Below are 17,214 nucleotides of genomic sequence, written 5' to 3'. Positions count from 1 at the left end.
GACCGCTTCTCACCCAGGCCGATGACGGCTGGATGACGGCAGGATTACGGAGGAGTGACGATTCACAGCGCGCGACACTCGACAGACGAAAGAGGTCGATGACGCCCTTCCCGACGCTGTGTAGACTGCACCCCGAAGCGAGGAGAGATCATGAAAAAAGGCTACCGGGCGCTGCTGGACGAAGCCAACGCGGAAATCGAGGCACTTTCGCCGCTTGAGGCCGCGGAACTGCTCGGCGACGACGCCACGATTTTCGTGGACCTGCGCGATCCGCGCGAGATCGAGCGCGAAGGCAACATGCCCGGCGCACGGCATTGCACGCGGGGGATGCTGGAATTCTGGATCGATCCCGAAAGCCCCTATCACAAATCCTATTTCGCCTCGGGCAAGACCTTCGTGTTCTTCTGCGCCGGTGGCTGGCGGTCCGCGCTGGCGACCAAGACGGCACAGGACATGGGACTCATGCCCGTCAAGCACATCACCGGCGGCTTCGGCGCCTGGAAGGCGGCGGGCCTTCCGGTGGAGCCCGTCGATCCCAAATAGAGCCCGGCGCCTTCAGCCTGCGGCTCGAAGCAGCCCGGCCGAGGGCGACGCAACATCCGATACGAAAGCGACGGCGCGCCGGGCAACAGCTCGATCGGTCAGGATACGGCGATGACCCAATCCGTCGGCCCAGTGCAGATGCACATGGTCGCCGGCTGAGGCGTAATCCTCGGCATGATCGGTCGGCACCTCCTTGTCGTCGCGGGCATGGATCACCAGGGTTGCGACCTTCGCTTCCCGCAATTGGCGGCTGCCGACGAAGTCGCCGAGCGGCCGCCCCGCGATGCGCTCGACCTTGCGCGCCATCTCCCGGCTGGACCTCGGACCGACATTCAGCGCGCGGCTGAAGCCGTCGAAAACCATTTGTAGCGAACTGGGTGCGGCGATGAGCACGAGCCTGTCGGCCGCAACCGGCGCAGTCGCCCTTACCGATCCTGCGATCGCGTTGGCAGCGACCGCGCCGCCGAAGGAATGTCCCACGACCGCGGCAAACGGGCCGAACCAGTCGGCGGTCAGCCGCACCGCCTCCACGGCACGCACAAGATGCAACCGCCGGCCGGTGGACTGACCGTGGCCGGGTAGGTCGAGCGACACGACCCTGTAGCCGGCCTCGCGGAAGCCCTCGATCAATACCCGCATGAACTCCGTACGGGAGCGCCAGCCATGCACGACCAGAACCGTGCCGGCACGCGCCCTGCCCGGTTCCGGCCGGAATTCGTGTACGGCAACGCATCCCGTTTGCGTCTTGAGCCGATGATGGCGCGCTTCAGCCATGAAATCACGCGCCCGTTCTATCGCACGCCGCTCGCCGTCGGTGGGGCGATTGGCGTCCGGCGTCCGGCAGAACAGTTCGAAGGCGATGCGCCCGCTAACGCCCGGCGCGAGCCTTTCCCCGAGACCGAACAGGCCGCGGATGACCTTGAGGCCGAACGATGCCATAGTGAGGATCCGTCGAATTCGTTCAAACATGAACATAGTAGTTCAAGCATGAACAAACTACAAGACCAGGTCGAGGGCCAAGCCCGCACCGAACCGCTGCGGGTCGGATCGAATCAGGCGAAGACGCCGCCGGCGGAGCCGTCTCCATCCGAGCCGCCGCCAGCCGAACCGCCCCTATCCGAGCCGCCCTGGGACAATCCGCGCTTCCGCAACTGGGTGGCGGTGGCGCGCGCCTGCCATGTGCTTGAACGGACGCTGGCCGCCAGGCTGGCGCCGCTCGACCTGAAGCCGGCCCAACTCGACGTGCTCATGAACCTGCACCGCCATCCCGGCATGTCGCAGCACGACCTGGCCCGCAAGCTGCTGGTCGGGCGCTCCAGCGTCACCATGCTGCTGCCGCAGTTGGAGACGCGCGGCCTGTTGCGGCGCGAGGGCGACGAGAAGGACAAGCGCATCCTGCGCCTGTCGCTGACCGACGCCGGCGAAACCCTGCTGACAAAGGCGCTGCGGGTTCATACGGCACTGATCGAACTGGCGATGAGCCAGTCGACGCCGCAGGAATGCGACCTGATCGGCGAACAGATGCGGCGCATCGCCGATGTGCTGAAGGACGGCTGAACACCTTCGATCGCGGCGCAAAGCCAGTTCCTTCATTTCCCGCGACGATCCCGGCGCAGAAGCCGTGATGACCAGCCGCAGAGCGCCGGCATTTCCATGCCGGCATATCCGAAGTCCCCTCCCTCCGGCTGATATCTGCCGCCCTCCGCAAGGGGAGGACGGCGAGCTATCTCACGCCTCTGCCGCCAGAGCCGCCTCGCGCAGGCCTTCGGCATCGCCGGTCGCGCCGTTGAAGACGAGGTTCAGTACCACCGAAGAAATGGAGGCTAGCAGGATGCCGGAATCGACCAGCGGACCGATCGCCTTGGGCAACCACATATGGAAGTCGGGGGCGACCACCGGGATCATGCCGAAGCCGACCGAGATGCCGACGACGAAGAGATTATTGCGGCTGGTCTTGAAATCCACGGCGCTGAGGATGCGGATGCCGGTGGCGGCGACCATGCCGAACATGACCAGTCCTGCCCCGCCCAGCACCACCGTCGGCAGCGCCTCGACCAGCGCGCCCATCTTCGGGATCAGACCGAGCACCACCATGATGACGCCGCCGGCGACGCAGACGAAGCGGCTGCGGATGCCGGTCACACCCACCAGCCCGACATTCTGTGAGAAGGACGTATAGGGAAAGGTGTTGAAGACGCCGCCGAGAACGGTGCCGAGGCCGTCCATCCTGAGACCCGACGACAGCATCGGCTGCGTGACCGGCTTGCCGGTCATCTCGCCCAGCGCCAGGAACATGCCGGTCGATTCGATCATGACGACGATCATCACCAGAACCATCGTCAGGATGAGGACGGGCGAGAAGATCGGCATGCCGAAATGGAAGGGCATGATCGGCGCGAACCAGGCGGCACTCGCGACCTTGTCGAAATGCATCAGGCCCAATCCGGCCGCGATGACGCCACCGGCGACGATGCCGATCAGCACGGCGATGTTGGACAGGAAGCCCTTGGTGAAGCGTGCCACGCCAACGACGATGGCCAGCACCACCAGCGACAGCACGATGTTGGAGACCGGTGCATAGGCCGGGTTCGGCACGCTGGGCGCCAGCGCGATGCCGGGCGGCACGGGCGGCAGAGCCGAGCCGCCGGCGTTCACCGCGCCGATCGCCTCCTTCAGCCAGTCCGCATGCACCGGGTCGACCAGCTTCGGCGCGGTCGGACCGACCGGCAGACCGAATATCCATGAAATGCCGATCTTCATCAGCGATACGCCGATGACGAGGATGATGGTGCCGGTGACGACGGGCGGAAAAAAGCGCAGCATCCTCGAAACGAAGGACGCAATGAGCACCGTGATGACGCCCGCCCCGATGATGGCGCCGAAGATGGTGCGCGCGCCGTCTATGCCGGGATTGGCGATCGCCATCGACACCATCGGCCCGACAGCGGCGAAGGTGACGCCCATCATCACCGGCAGCTTGATGCCGAACCATTGGCTCGCACCGAAGGACTGCAGGATCGAGGCGATGCCGCAGACGAACAGGTCGGCCGAGATCAGGAAGGCGACGTCCTGCGGCGGCAGCTTCAGCGCACGGCCAATGATGAGCGGCACCGCAATGGCGCCGGCATACATGACCAGCACATGCTGCAGGCCTAGCGCGAACAGACGCGGCGCAGGCAGCACCTCGTCCACGGAATGCGTGGTTGATGTCATGGCATTTTTTCCTCTCTCCCAGAACCGGCCCGAAGAATGCCCAAGAGGGCCGGTTCCCTTCCTCCGAAGGATGGTGCAGGATCGTCTGTAATCGCCTCGGGCGCCATCAAGAACATTTTGAAATCATCGCGAGATTTTCATGAAGATCGTAACGTGGAACATCAACGGCGTGCGCGCCCGCATCGGCAACCTCACGCATTGGCTGGGCGAATCGAAGCCGGACATCGTGTGCCTGCAGGAGATCAAGACGGTCGACGAGCAGTTCCCGCGCGCCGAGATCGAGGCGTTGGGCTACAATGTCGAGACGCATGGCCAGAAAGGCTTCAACGGCGTCGCCATCCTGTCGAAACTCCCGTTCGACGAGGTCAATCGCGGCCTGCCTGGCGACGAGAGCGACGAACAGGCCCGCTTCATCGAGGGCGTGTTCTCGACCGACCAAGGCGCGCTCAGGGTCGCATCGATCTACCTGCCCAACGGAAATCCGATCGATGACGGAATAAAATTCCCCTATAAGCTTTCCTGGATGGCGCGGCTTGAGCAGTGGGCGGCCGGGCGGCTGCTTCTGGAGGAGGCGCTGGTCATCGCCGGCGACTACAACGTCATCCCCGAACCGATCGACGCAAGACATCCGGAGAATTGGCTGGGCGACGCGCTGTTCCAGCCCGAGACACGACAGGCCTTCCGGCGGCTGAAGAACCTCGGCTTCACCGAAGCGGTGCGCGCGGTGACGGATGCGCCGGACACCTTCACCTTCTGGGATTACCAGGGCGGCGCCTGGCAGAAGAACAACGGCATCCGCATCGACCATCTGCTGCTTTCGCCGGAGGCCGCGAACCGCTTCTCCTCCGCCGCGATCGAAAAGCATGTGCGTGCCTGGGAAAAGCCTTCAGACCATGTGCCGGTCGCGATAGAACTCGACCTGGCCGCGGCGTGATGCCCGGCATCATATCGCCACATTGGAATTGTCGGATCGGCCACCTGCCGGATCAGGCAGGCAACAGGTTTCAGGACTCGGCCGTGAAGTCCGCGTTTCTTCCCATAGTCTTGATGGTAGCAGCTCCCGCGCATGCGTCGCCTGCGGATCTTCAATGCGTGGGAAACGGCAAGCGCTTCGAGATCGGCCAGTATGCCTGCCTGCTGACCGGCGAGCAGGACCGCCTCGCCCGCTGCGAGACGAACCTCAATACCCCGACATGGACAACACGGCTCGACCACTGTCCAGGCGGCAAGCCGCAGGAAACGGCCGATAGCTTTAGCTGTCGCGCCAATTATCGCGAGGTGCCGGCCGGTGGTTTCGCCTGCCTGACCATATCCGGCCAGAAACACCTGGCGCGATGCGACGAAGTGCTCAACACCCCATCCTGGACGACCGTGCAGGACGGCTGCCCCGGCGGCCCCCTGCCCAGGATCGCCACCAAGCCCGAAAAAGAGCATTGGCTGAGGAATACGCTGGATGTTCCGAAGCGGCTGTTCAACACGTTGCTGGACCGGCTGTGAACCGGTACGCCTGATCGATGTCGTTCCGCCCGGCGCTCCACCGATTTTGCCTGCCCGCGTAAACGCCGGCGGCAGGGATCGGGCCTATTCGTTGGCCCCCTTGGCGATGATGTCGTCGGCCAGCGAGATCGCGGTGCGGCGGTCGGCCTCGCCGGCGACGGCGAAGGCCTCTTCCTGCATCCCGCGAATCCAGCTCTGATCGACAGGCGTGGCCCGCGCCAGCGCCACCGTCATCATGGTCAGGCCGCGCACGACCTTGCCGCTCTGGAACAGGAGATTGCCGAGCGTCGCCTGCGCGCCGGCATGGCCCTTCTCGGCAGCCAATTGCAGCCAGCGCCCGGCCTGCTTGATGCTCTTTTTCACCCCGCCCTCGCCCTTGAGGAACATCTTGCCCATCTCGTACTGAGCGGTCGGGTTGCGGTAGTTGGCGGCGGCGCGCATGAAATATTCCTGCGCCCGCACCTCATCGGCCACGACCGGAGTGCCCGGGATGCCGGTCTTCAGATAATCGCCGAGCGCCACCAGCGCATCCGAAACATAGCTTTCTTCGGGAGAACCGGGCTCGACGTCCTGATCGGCGATTTCGGAAAAGAACTTGTAGGCCTCATAATCGTCCCGCGCCACGCCGTCGCCCTCGGCATACATGCGCGCAAGCTTCCAGGTGGCGCCGATCTGACCATTTTCGGCCGCATATTTGTAGGCCTCGACGGCCTGGTCCTTGTGGCCGCTCTTGTAGGCCGAGAAGCCGAACTGGAACACCGCCCAGGGACTCGATTGCGGTTTCACCCCGGTCTTGTCGTCGAACACCTTGTCGTCGAAGGCCAGCGCGCGGCTGCACGCACCGACACAGACAATGGCGACGAGCGCCGCCATCAGCGAAGACCTGAACAGCGCTGCCGTGCCTTTCGCAACCACTTTTGCGGCATCCTCCTCGACGGCAACCGCAGCAAACCCGAAGGATCGCCTTGCGTACGCGACAATGCCGTGAAGTGTCGTTTTTCGATCAAGGGGACGGTAGCGGCCGTTTCCGGCCAAAGTGGGGAGTTCCCGCGACGATATGGCGGCGAATCCGAAGGGACTGCGCTCCCGGCGCTCCTGCAGCCTGACAGTGGAGACTACTCTGGCGTCCATACTCGTCCTTACCGCGAGGCGCGGTCAGTCCCTTCGCGCAGCCTTCATGGCGATTGTCCCGGGACGTTATCGAGGTGCCCCCGGTTTATGGCGGGAAATGGGCGATCGCCTTAACGGCAGGATCGAGATGACGCGATGGCAAAGGAACTGTTGCCGCGCGGCCACAGATGTTGCCGGCATGCAGCACAAGCGGATTGGGGCATGAAGACGTTAAGCGGCGGGATAAAAAGCAAAAGGCCGGGATTGATCCCAGCCTTAAATGTGGTTTTAATTCAGTGGTTTACCACTTGATATTGTAACCGACGTTAAAGGCGAAGGCATGACCTGCCTTCACCGCAAGTCCCGTGTCATCACCCTTCGTCACCTCGGCTGACGTGAGATAGCTGTACCCGACGCCGGCTCGCAGTTCACCGCCGAGATTATCCTTCAGCGAAGCGCCCACCCCCAGTGTATAAGTATCGCTGGAGAGGTCATAGCCAGTGTTGACGCCGCTGTCCCAGGTCAAGCTGACGAGGCCGGAAATACGGTCCGTAAAAGCGTGACCGATACCGCCCGTGACAGTCCAGCCGTCTTTCCAGTTGTAGACATCGTCGCTGTCCTTGATCGGCGACTCGACAAGAAGATTCTTCTGTACGCTCCAGTCCATCCACTTGACGGATCCAAAAGCAAGCCAGCCCGGAGCTATGCCCGACTGCACCTTTGCCTCGACGGATTGGGGAAGATTACCGGTGCCAGTGGCGGGAACCGTCGTGCTTATTGCAGGGATCGACAGTGTACCGGTCGCGCCGTAAGAGGTTCCCGAACGATACATGACCTGCGCCCTGAAAGCGATCTCTGGGATCGTATAGGCCGCGCCGATCCGATAACCGTACTCCTCTCCGCTCAGCCTCAAATACGCCATCACTCCGGGAGTGGTCGTCGCATTGACACGATTGTAGTCGAAATCCTCTACGTAGCCGCCGCCAAGAAGCCAGATGCTGCCCTTGCCGACATCGAACTTCACGCCGCAGGTAAGAGCCTTCTCGTTGGTGGTGAAATCTTCTTCCAGCTTGCCGCTCGGCTTCGGCACGGCATAAGTGGCCGAACCGCCGTTGTTGTCGACCATAGTGCCGGCGCAGCGGAAATTATCGGACACGTTCAATTTGATCGCCATCGATGGGATCGCATAGTCGTCGGTGTAGGACGTTCCGACCAACCCTTCGGCCCCCGGCAGGCCGCTGCTGAACTTGCGCGTCGGTGAAACATAGGTCACGCCGGCACGCATGTTGAAGTTGCCGTCTTCGAACAGGATGTCGGTATCAGCTGATCCGCGCGAGAAACCGCCGGCATGCGCCACGCCTCCGAGCGTAGCCAGAAGGCAGGCCGCCGCCACCGTCCCCTTCAGCAAACTGTTCATGAAATACTCTCCCCGAAATCAACAACTCCAAGCTAGAGCGGACACGGGTTAACGGCGCAATAACCATTTTTTGGCCGTACAAGTACATATCGACCCGCAGCCGCCTGTACTTCGAAGTCTGGCTTCGCACTAAACCTCAGAGGACCGGTCCATCAATCGGGCCGTTGAAAATAATCAAACAAAATCAACAACAAAAGAGGCTTGCGTCGGCGAAAGAAGGAACGCCCTCGCCGGTTGTTACATTATGGCCACAATGGGGCAAAAACTTCCGTTTACGTCAATTGTGACGTTGCGGAACGCTGCTCGAACGGGCACAAAGCCGCCCGGATGGGCAGTTGCCTCCGTCACCCCGCATCACGAACCCGATCCAGCGCCGTTGACAGGCGCGATTGCGATTCGGTGTATTCCGCGAGTTTCTCCCGCTCTGCCGCGACGACCTCCTCCGGCGCATTGGCGACGAACTTTTCGTTCGACAGCTTCTTGTGCAGCCGTGCGATCTCCTCGGTGACCTTGGCGAGTTCCTTCTGCAACCGCGCCGCCTCGGCCTTGAGGTCGATGAGGCTGCCGAGGGGCAGGCAGACAGTCGCTTCCCCGGCGACGATTTGGGCAGCGCCCCTCGGAGCTGCATCGGCTAGCGAGACCTCGCCGACGCGCGCCAGGCGCCTGATGGCGCTGTCATGGCGCTCGAGCCGCGCACGGGTCTCTTCGCCCGCCCCGATCACGACCAGCGGCGCAATCGCGGCTGGCGGCACGTTCATCTCCGAACGGACCGAGCGGATGCCCGAGACCAGGTCGATCAGCCAGTTGATGTCGGCGGCGGCCTCGTCATCCTCGAAATCCGGCGACGGCCAGGACGCATGACAAAGAAGCGATGGACGCTGCCTGCCCTCGCCCGCCGTCTCGGCCCACAGTTCCTCCGTCATGAAGGGCATGAAGGGGTGCAGCAGCTTGTAGATCTCGTCCAGCACGAAGGCGACGGTGGCGCGGCTCTCGGCCTTGGCCGCCTCGTCCTCGCCTATGAAGACGGGCTTGAGCAGTTCGAGATACCAGTCGCAGAACTGGTTCCAGACGAAGCGGTATGCGGCGCCCGCCGCCTCGTTGAAGCGATAGGAGGTGATCCCCTCGGTGACGGCGCGCGCCGCGCGCGTCAATTCGGTGAGGATCCAGCGATTGACGGGAAGCTTCGCGTCGTTCAGCCAGACATCGTCGTTGCGCTCGACACCGTTCATCTCGGCGAAGCGCGTGGCGTTCCACAGCTTGGTGCCAAAGTTGCGATAGCCGGCGATGCGGGCCGGATCGAGCTTCACGTCCCTGCCCTGCGCGGCCATGATCGCCAGCGTGAAGCGCAGCGCGTCGGCGCCGTATTCGTCGATAAGGTCCAGCGGGTCGATGACGTTGCCCTTCGACTTCGACATCTTGGCGCCGTTCTTGTCGCGCACCAGCGCGTGCACGTAGACGGTGTGGAACGGTTCCTCCTCGGTGAAGTGCAGGCCCATCATCATCATGCGAGCGACCCAGAAGAAGATGATGTCGAAGCCCGTAACCAACACCGAGGTCGGGTAGTAGGTCTTCAGTTCCGCCGTCTGCTCGGGCCAGCCGAGCGTCGAGAACGGCCACAGCGCCGACGAAAACCATGTATCGAGCACGTCCTCGTCGCGGGTCAGGATCTCGCCGGGCTGGAAATTTTCCAGTTTCTCCTCGACCCAAGCCTTCCACGGCCCTTCATGCGCGATGTAGTGCTGGATCGCGGCCTCCAGCGCCGCCTCCTCGTCCTTTTCGACGAAGATCGAGCCGTCCGGCCCGTACCAGGCGGGAATCTGATGGCCCCACCAGAGCTGGCGCGAGATGCACCACGGCTCGATGTTTTCCATCCAGTCGAAATAGGTCTTTTCCCAGTTCTTCGGCACGAAGTTCGTTCGGCCCTCGCGCACGGAGGCGATGGCGGGCTTCGCCAGCGTCTCGGCGTCGGCGAACCACTGGTCGGTCAGCATCGGCTCGATGACCACGCCGGAGCGGTCGCCGAACGGCTGCATGATCTTCTTTGCCTCGACATAGGGGATGTCGTTGCCCTCGCCGTCCTTCACGGTGACGGCAAGTTCCTCGGCATTGATCGCCTCGACGATACGCTTGCGCGCCTCGTAGCGGTCGAGGCCGCGATACTCGTCCGGCACGAGGTTGATGGCGTCCACGTCCGCCTCGTCCGGCAATTCGCCGGACCGGACGATCTCGGCCGCGCGCGCCGCGCAGACGGCATAGGGCTCGCCGTCATCGCGCATGGCAGCGACGGTGTTCATCAGGCGATAGAGCGGGATTCTGTTACGGCGCGCGACCTGATAGTCGTTGAAATCGTGCGCACCGGTGATCTTGACCGCGCCCGAGCCGAACTCCGGATCGGGATATTCGTCGGTGATGATGGGGATGAGGCGGCGATGCGCCTTCGGCCCGACCGGAATTTCACAGAGCTTGCCGACGATCGGCGCATAGCGCTCGTCGGACGGATGAACGGCCACCGCGCCGTCGCCCAGCATGGTTTCGGGCCGGGTCGTGGCGATGGAGATGTAGTCGCGCTCCTCCTGGAAGACGACGTTGCCGTCCTTGTCCTTCTCGACATAGGTGTAGGTCTCGCCGCCGGCCAGCCTGTACTTGAAGTGCCACATATGGCCGTCGACTTCCTTCGACTCGACCTCGAGGTCGGAAATCGCGGTCTCGAATTTCGGGTCCCAGTTGACCAGCCGCTTGCCGCGGTAGATCAGGCCCTGCTTGTAGAGCGTAACGAAGACCTCGATGACGGCTTTCGAAAGCCCCTCGTCCATGGTGAAGCGCTCGCGGCTCCAGTCGCAGGAAGCGCCGAGGCGCTTCAACTGGTTGACGATCGTGCCGCCGGACTCGGCCTTCCACTCCCACACCTTCTCGACGAACTGCTCGCGGCTGAGGTCGCGGCGGTGGACTTGCTTTTCCATCAGCTGGCGCTCGACAACCATCTGCGTGGCGATGCCCGCGTGGTCCATGCCCGGCTGCCACAGGACATTCTTGCCGCGCATCCGCTCAAAGCGGACCAGGACGTCCTGCAGGGTGTTATTGAGCGCGTGGCCCATATGCAGCGATCCGGTGACGTTCGGCGGCGGAATGACGATCGTGAACGCTTCCGCCGCCTCTTCCGAGCCTGCGCCGGCGCGGAAGGCGTCGGCCTCCTCCCAGGTCTTTGCGATCTTCGGCTCGACGCTTTTCGCGTCATAGGTCTTTTCCAGCATGGGAGCGGTCCGGATCTCGGGATTTCGTGAAGGCGGTATCGGGGACGGTGTAAATCGAAAGGCGTTTGGCAAGTCAACCGCGCCAACGGCCGTTCAGGGGCGTACATAGGTCAAGTTGGACAGGCTGGCGAGATGTTGGCGCAGCTTGTCGGTTCCATCGGATAGTCCGGCTGATATGATCTGGCCCATGATGCCGCGAAAAGCCCAATGCGCCTGCGGACGATTGCAGGTCGCCTGCGAAGGCGATCCCGCTCTCGTATCGCTGTGCCATTGTCTGGAATGCCAGCGCCGCACCGGCAGCACCTACGGTATCGCGGCGTTCTTCCCGCGCGAGGCGGTTGCCGTGTCCGGCGCCGCCTCGCTCTACAGCAGGACGAGCGACAGCGGGTTCGCAGTCGACCATCATTTCTGCCCGAATTGCGGCAGCACGGTTTTCTGGGAGCCGCAGCGCAAGCCCGAATATGTTGCAGTCGCGGTCGGCGCCTTCGCCGACCCGAGCTTTCCCGCCCCCGACAAGGCGGTCTACGGTCGCCACAGGCACCCTTGGGTAACGGCACCCGCCGACCCGCACGATTGACCCGGTCAGCCGCGCGGCGCGAAGACCGACCAGTTCATCATCCGCGCCAGCTTCTCCAGTGCCAGCGAACCGAGCTTGGAGTTGCCGTTGGCGTTGAGGCCCGGCGACCAGACCGCCAGTGAGGCGACGCCCGGCACGCTGGCGAGGATACCGCCGCCGACGCCGCTCTTTCCCGGTATGCCGACGCGGAATGCGAAGTCGCCCGATCCGTCGTAATGGCCGCAGGTCAGCATCAGCGCGTTGATGCGCCGCGCCCGCTCGGGCGACACGACCGAGTGTCCGGTGTCGGGATTGCGCCCGCCATTGGCGAGGAAGCGCCCGGCGAGCGCAAGCTGCCGGCAGCTCATGGCGATGGCGCAGTGGTGGAAATAGACACCGAGCGCCAGTTCCGGCGCGTGGGTCAGGTTGCCGAAGGAGCGCATGTAGTTGGCCAGCGCGAAATTGCGGTAGCCGGTAGCCTGCTCGGATGCGGCAACCTCGCGATCGACGACGATCGCCTCGTCATTGGCGAGAAAGCGCAGGAAATGCACGATCTCGCCTATCGTCTCGCGTGGCTGGTGCCCGGCGAGCAATATGTCGGACACCACGATCGCGCCCGCATTGATGAACGGATTGCGCGGAATACCGCTCTCGTGCTCGAGCTGGACGATCGAGTTGAACGGATTGCCGGACGGCTCGCGCCCCACCCGCTTCCACAGCGCGTCGCCCTTTTCGCCGAGCGCCAGCGTCAGCGTGAACACCTTGGAGATGCTCTGGATGGAAAACGGCTCGTCGGCGTCGCCTGCGGTCAGAACCCGCCCGTCATTGGTGGCGACCGCGATGCCGAACTTTTTGGCATCGACGCGGCCGAGCTGGGGAATATAGGTCGCGACCTCGCCACGGTCCTCGCTGACGGCCATTTCGGCGGCGACTTCGGCCAGCGCCTGCTCCAGGTCCGCCATCATGCGCCCCGCGGGTTCAGCCAGCGTTCGATGCGCGACAGCGCCTCTTCCATGTCCGCATGGCTGCCGGCATAGGAAAAGCGCATATACCTGTGCCCCTGCAACGGGTCGAAGTCACGACCGGGCGTGGCCGCGACATGTGCCTCGGCCAACATCCGGCGTGCGAATTCCATGCTGTCGTTGGTCAGGCGCGAGACGTCGCAGAACGCATAGAAGGCACCGTCCAGCGGCGCCGCTAGCGGAAAGCCGAGTTCCGGCAAGCGGCGCGCCAGCAGCTTTCGATTGGCGGCATAGCGTGCCTTGACCGCTTCCAGTTCTGCCGTCGCGTTGAACGCTTCGATGGCCGCCACCTGCGACAGTTCGGGCGCGGAGATGTAGAGGCTTTGGGCGAGGCGCTCGATCGGCCGCACCAGTTCCTCCGGCAGCACCATCCAGCCTATGCGCCAGCCGGTCATGCAATAGTATTTCGAGAAGGAGTTGATGACGGTGACGTTGGCGCCATGGGCGAGCGCGGTGGTGTCGGGCGCGTCATAGGCAAGCCGGTGATAGATCTCGTCCGAAATGACGCTGACGCCGAGCGCTTCGGCGGTCTCTACGAGACGCTTCAGTTCGGCGTAAGGGATCACGGCCCCTGTCGGGTTCGCCGGGCTGGCAAAGAGGACGCCATTCAGCGGCTTTTCTTCATGTGCGGCGGTCAGATGGTCGGCAGAGAGATAGGGCGCGCCCTCCAGTTCGATCTCGACCACCTCGATGCCCAGCGCCGCCATGATGTTGCGGTAGGCGGGATATCCGGGAGCAGCGATCGCGACCCGGTCACCGGCGTCGAACATGGCAAGGAACGCCAGGTTGAAGGCCGCGGACGATCCGGTAGTGACGGCGATGCGCGCAGGCGCGACCTCGATGCCGTAGTGCTCGCCGTAATGCGTCGCGATCGCTCTGCGCAGGCCGTCGAGGCCGAGCGCGTCAGTATAGCCGATCCTGCCGCGCTCCAGCGCCGTCTTCGCCGCCCGGCGCACGGTCTCGGGTGCGGGGTCGGAGGGCTGGCCCACCGCCATCGACACCACGTCGGTGCCGCCGGCGATCAGCCGGTTGGCCTCGGCCAGCACATCCATGGCGTGGAACGGCTCGATAGCGCCGCGCCGCGACAGCGAAACACCCATTCTTCGTCTCCGTAGCGTCGCCGTCTCTATGGCCGATCGGCCGCCGCGCCGCACAAATGCCCGATTGGTCTGGGTATCACAAGCGCGGGAAGATTCCGGCCGCGACTTTTCTTCGTCCGCCACCTCGGCTACCAGTGAGGGCCATGCTGACCCTGACGAGACCTTTTTCGACGCTGACCAGGCTGGCCCGTGCCGCGACGGTCGCATTTGTCGCCGTCGCCGTCACCCTGACGCAGTCGCTCCCCGTGCTTGCGCAGGGCGTGCCGGTGGTGCGCGACGCCGAGATCGAGGCGCTGGTGCGCGACTACGCGCGGCCGATCTTCAAGGCGGCGGGCCTCTCCAGCGCCGGCATCCGCATCGTGCTGGTCAACGATCCGTCCTTCAACGCCTTCGTCGCGGGACGACGCCTGTTCATCAACACCGGCGCGCTGATGCAGGCCGAGACGCCGAACGAGATCATCGGCGTCATCGCGCACGAATGCGGCCATATCGCCGGCGGCCACGAACAGAAGCTCCGCGAGCAGCTCGAGCACGTCAAGACCATGGCCATCGTCGCCGGCCTGCTCGGCGCCGGCGCGATGGTGGCGGGCGCGACCGGCAACAGCCGCGGCCTCGCCACGGCGGGCATGGGGCTTGCCGCGGGCGGCGGCGAATTCGCCCAGCGCGTGCTGCTCCAATACCAGCGTGGCGAAGAAATCACCGCCGACCGCTCGGCCATCACCTATCTCAACGCCACGCATCAGTCCGGCGAGGGCATGCTGAAGACCTTCCAGCGCTTCCAGACGGCGCTTTCGCTGTCGGGCGCGCAGGTCGATCCTTACCGCATCAGCCATCCGATGCCGCAGGAACGCATCGCCAACCTGCAGTCGCTGGTCGAGAAGAGCCCCTATCGCGAGAACAAGGATTCGGCTTCGCTGCAGCAGCGCCACGACATGATGCGCGTCAAGATCGCGGTCTATACGCAGGGCCAGGCGGCGATGGCGCGTCTGTTGCGCAAGAGTTCGGACACGCTGGCGAAAAAATACGGCGAAGCGCAGGCCGCCTATCTGTTCGGCAACCTGAACTCGGCGCTGAGCAAAGCCGACGCCCTGATCCGGACGCAGCCGAAGAACCCCTATTTCCATGAACTGCGCGGCGACGTGCTGATGAAGTCGAACCATCCCAAGGATGCTGCGTCGGCTTATGCCAAGGCGGTCGCGCTCGATCCGGCGAAATCGGGAATCCTGCCCGTCTCGTATGGCCAGGCGCTGCTGGCGGTGGGTACTCCGGATTCGGCGAAGAAGGCCATCGCGCAGATCCAGATCGGCCTGGCGCGCGACAAGGAGAACGGCATCGCCTATCGCTACCTGGCGCAGGCCTACGGTCAGCTCGGCGAAGTCGCCAAGGCGGAACTGGCGAGCGCCGACGGCTACTACTATTCCGGCGACTACCGAAACGCCAAGATTTTCGCCATGCGGGCCCAGCAGACACTGAAGCGCGGCACTCCCGATTGGCTCAAGGCGCAGGACATCATTAGCTCCAGCCCATCGGGCAAGAAGAAATAGGCGGCCTCTCGGCCCCAACAAGCAAGAGGAACGGGTTCATGAACAAGGCACTTCTTCTGGGCACGAGCGGCGCCGTCGCCGGCCTTGCCATGCTGGCTGTCGGCTTTGCCGCGGGCACCGCCCTGCCAGCAAGGGCGGACAGCGCCGTGCAGGTCGCCCAGGCCGATACGGCGGCCACCACGAGCGGCAAGCTCGATCGCGCGGAAGTCGAAGGCATCGTGCGCGACTATCTGCTCAAGAATCCCGAAATCCTCCTCGAAGTGCAGAGCGCGCTCGAGGCTAAGCAGGCCGAGGAACAGAAGATCGCCCATGAAGGGGTGATAAAGGGCCAGAAGAACGAGATCTTCAACTCGACCTTCGACGGCGTCGTCGGCAATCCCGACGGCAAGGTCACCATCGTCGAGTTCTACGACTACAATTGCGGCTTCTGCAAACGGGCCATCGAGGACATGCAGGCGCTGACCAAGAGCGATTCCGACCTGCGCTTCGTGCTCAAGGAATTCCCCATCCTCGGGCCGGATTCCCAGAAGGCGTCGATCGTTTCCATGGCCTTCCACAAGATGATGCCGCAGAAATACGGCGAATTCCACACGGCTCTGCTCGGTGGCGAAGGCCGCGCCACGGAAGCCAAGGCGATCAAGATCGCCCTGTCGCTGGGCGCCAATGAGGCCAAGCTGCGCGAGCACATGAAGGACCCCGACATCCCCGAGGCCATTTCCAAGACCTACGAGCTGGCCACCAAGCTCGCCATAAGCGGAACGCCATCCTACGTGGTCGGCAACGAGGTCATCTTCGGCGCGCTGGGCCAGGACGTGCTCGCCGAGAAGATCGCCGCCGCCAAGGCGCAGCTTTGATGCCGATCGATATGCAAAAGCCCGGGCAGACCGGGCTTTTGCCGTTGTGGACAGGCAAATAAGGCACTTGCGCTCTTTTCCCGGTGGACTAAGCCCATTATAGAGCCCGCTTGTCTCCTGGAACTCGGCGCGTGAACAACAGCATCAGCGCCGGAAAAGGTCGTCATTCTTGAAACCGGTATTCGTTCTCAACGGCCCCAACCTCAACATGCTCGGCAAGCGTGAGCCGTCTATCTACGGTACCCAGACGCTGGACGACATCGCCGCAGACTGCCGCAAGGCTGCCGGAGAACTCGGGCTCGAGATCGACTTCCGGCAATCCAACCATGAGGGCGACCTCGTCACCTGGATCCAGGAAGCGGAGGAACAGGCGCTCGGTATCGTGCTGAACGCGGGCGCCTATACCCACACCTCGATCGCCATCCACGACGCCATCCGCGCCGCCGCGCCGGTGCCGGTCGTGGAGGTGCATCTGTCGAACATTCACGCGCGGGAACCATTCCGCCACATATCCAAGGTCGCTCCTCATGCACTGGGCATGATCTGCGGCTTCGGCCCGCTCGGCTACGTGCTGGCCTTGCGCGCCCTCGCGGCGCGCCGGTAAACGGCCGGGACAGGAGAAAGGCTTATCGATGACCAAGACGACGAACGGCATAGACCAGAAACTGATCCGCGACCTGGCGGGCATCCTGAACGACACCAACCTGACCGACATCGAGGTCGAGTTCGGCGATCTCAAGGTGCGCGTCTCGCGCCATGCACCGGCCGTTCACGCGGTTGCCGCCGCGCCTGCCTATGCTCCAGCACCGGCCGCCGCGCCCGCGCCGTCGGCAGCGCCCGCCGCCCAGCCGGCCGCCGCAGCCGATCCCGGCAAGAACGCCGTTCCCTCGCCGATGGTCGGCACCGCCTATCTGGCGCCGTCGCCGGACGCCAAGCCTTTCATCGAGGTCGGCCAGTCGGTGAAGGAAGGCCAGACGCTGCTCATCATCGAAGCCATGAAGACCATGAACCAGATTCCGTCGCCGCGCTCCGGCACCGTGACGGCCATTCTCATCGAGGACGCGCAGCCGGTCGAGTACGGCATGCCGCTGGTGGTAATCGAATAGA

At 63.8% G+C, this 17,214-nt stretch carries 16 protein-coding genes; 9 read left to right on the top strand and 7 right to left on the bottom strand.

The features are described 5' to 3' along the window. Positions 1 to 150: 150 nt before the first annotated feature. Positions 151 to 543 (top strand): rhodanese-like domain-containing protein, encoded by a 393-nt coding sequence (locus ABMA46_RS12475; RefSeq protein ID WP_348999761.1) that lies wholly within the window; start codon positions 151 to 153, stop codon positions 541 to 543. A 12-nt stretch (positions 544 to 555) separates the two neighbouring features. Here ABMA46_RS12475 and ABMA46_RS12470 read toward each other — a convergent pair whose 3' ends face one another. After that, positions 556 to 1,482: an alpha/beta hydrolase gene (locus ABMA46_RS12470; RefSeq protein ID WP_348999759.1), complete on the bottom strand. Its 927-nt coding sequence runs from the start codon at positions 1,480 to 1,482 to the stop codon at positions 556 to 558. Positions 1,483 to 1,698: 216 nt separating this feature from the next. Here ABMA46_RS12470 and ABMA46_RS12465 point away from each other — a divergent pair, with 216 nt between their 5' ends. After that, the gene (locus ABMA46_RS12465; RefSeq protein WP_349000134.1) at positions 1,699 to 2,100 is read left to right on the top strand and encodes a MarR family winged helix-turn-helix transcriptional regulator; all 402 of its coding nucleotides are present in this window, start codon (positions 1,699 to 1,701) and stop codon (positions 2,098 to 2,100) included. Between the two features lie 171 nt (positions 2,101 to 2,271). On the opposite strand, the gene ABMA46_RS12460 is transcribed toward ABMA46_RS12465, so the two are convergent. Then, entirely contained in the window at positions 2,272 to 3,756 is a 1,485-nt protein-coding gene (locus tag ABMA46_RS12460) for a nucleobase:cation symporter-2 family protein (RefSeq protein ID WP_348999757.1), read from the bottom strand. Positions 3,757 to 3,895: 139 nt separating this feature from the next. Here ABMA46_RS12460 and xth point away from each other — a divergent pair, with 139 nt between their 5' ends. Beyond that, on the top strand, positions 3,896 to 4,690 hold the full coding sequence (xth, locus tag ABMA46_RS12455) for an exodeoxyribonuclease III (RefSeq protein WP_348999755.1): 795 nt from the start codon (positions 3,896 to 3,898) through the stop codon (positions 4,688 to 4,690). A gap of 83 nt (positions 4,691 to 4,773) precedes the next feature. Then, entirely contained in the window at positions 4,774 to 5,253 is a 480-nt protein-coding gene (locus ABMA46_RS12450; protein WP_348999753.1) for a hypothetical protein, read from the top strand. Positions 5,254 to 5,337: 84 nt separating this feature from the next. On the opposite strand, the gene ABMA46_RS12445 is transcribed toward ABMA46_RS12450, so the two are convergent. The 3 genes from ABMA46_RS12445 to ABMA46_RS12435 form a co-directional block, all read right to left on the bottom strand. Next, positions 5,338 to 6,126, bottom strand: coding sequence for a tetratricopeptide repeat protein (locus ABMA46_RS12445; protein WP_349000132.1), 789 nt, complete (start codon positions 6,124 to 6,126; stop codon positions 5,338 to 5,340). A 538-nt stretch (positions 6,127 to 6,664) separates the two neighbouring features. Further along, a complete protein-coding gene (locus ABMA46_RS12440; RefSeq protein ID WP_348999751.1) occupies positions 6,665 to 7,780 on the bottom strand; it encodes an outer membrane protein transport protein in 1,116 nt (371 codons plus the stop codon). A gap of 344 nt (positions 7,781 to 8,124) precedes the next feature. Beyond that, the gene (locus ABMA46_RS12435; RefSeq protein ID WP_348999749.1) at positions 8,125 to 11,031 is read right to left on the bottom strand and encodes a valine--tRNA ligase; all 2,907 of its coding nucleotides are present in this window, start codon (positions 11,029 to 11,031) and stop codon (positions 8,125 to 8,127) included. Between the two features lie 187 nt (positions 11,032 to 11,218). Between ABMA46_RS12435 and ABMA46_RS12430 the strand changes: the two genes are divergently transcribed. Next, positions 11,219 to 11,608, top strand: coding sequence for a GFA family protein (locus ABMA46_RS12430; protein ID WP_348999747.1), 390 nt, complete (start codon positions 11,219 to 11,221; stop codon positions 11,606 to 11,608). Positions 11,609 to 11,613: 5 nt separating this feature from the next. On the opposite strand, the gene ABMA46_RS12425 is transcribed toward ABMA46_RS12430, so the two are convergent. Both ABMA46_RS12425 and ABMA46_RS12420 read right to left on the bottom strand, forming a co-directional pair. After that, entirely contained in the window at positions 11,614 to 12,549 is a 936-nt protein-coding gene (locus tag ABMA46_RS12425; RefSeq protein ID WP_349000130.1) for a glutaminase, read from the bottom strand. Next, complete coding sequence (locus ABMA46_RS12420) at positions 12,549 to 13,709, bottom strand: pyridoxal phosphate-dependent aminotransferase (RefSeq protein ID WP_348999746.1); 1,161 nt, start codon at positions 13,707 to 13,709, stop codon at positions 12,549 to 12,551. The genes ABMA46_RS12425 and ABMA46_RS12420 overlap by 1 nt, the downstream gene beginning before the upstream one ends. Before the next feature lie 143 nt (positions 13,710 to 13,852). Between ABMA46_RS12420 and ABMA46_RS12415 the strand changes: the two genes are divergently transcribed. From ABMA46_RS12415 to accB, 4 genes are all read left to right on the top strand, one after another. Then, positions 13,853 to 15,253, top strand: a complete 1,401-nt coding sequence (locus ABMA46_RS12415; RefSeq protein ID WP_348999745.1) for a M48 family metalloprotease — start codon at positions 13,853 to 13,855, stop codon at positions 15,251 to 15,253. Positions 15,254 to 15,291: 38 nt separating this feature from the next. Continuing rightward, positions 15,292 to 16,107, top strand: a complete 816-nt coding sequence (locus tag ABMA46_RS12410; RefSeq protein ID WP_348999744.1) for a DsbA family protein — start codon at positions 15,292 to 15,294, stop codon at positions 16,105 to 16,107. A 169-nt stretch (positions 16,108 to 16,276) separates the two neighbouring features. Beyond that, positions 16,277 to 16,711 (top strand): type II 3-dehydroquinate dehydratase, encoded by a 435-nt coding sequence (gene aroQ / locus ABMA46_RS12405; protein ID WP_348999743.1) that lies wholly within the window; start codon positions 16,277 to 16,279, stop codon positions 16,709 to 16,711. A gap of 28 nt (positions 16,712 to 16,739) precedes the next feature. Beyond that, a complete protein-coding gene (gene accB / locus ABMA46_RS12400) occupies positions 16,740 to 17,213 on the top strand; it encodes an acetyl-CoA carboxylase biotin carboxyl carrier protein (protein ID WP_348999742.1) in 474 nt (157 codons plus the stop codon). Position 17,214 lies beyond the last annotated feature (1 nt).

Source organism: Mesorhizobium hunchu (assembly GCF_040081975.1).
Taxonomy (GTDB): domain Bacteria; phylum Pseudomonadota; class Alphaproteobacteria; order Rhizobiales; family Rhizobiaceae; genus Mesorhizobium; species Mesorhizobium hunchu.
Note: the sequence above shows the minus strand (reverse complement) of the source record. Positions and strands in the feature narration are given on the sequence as shown.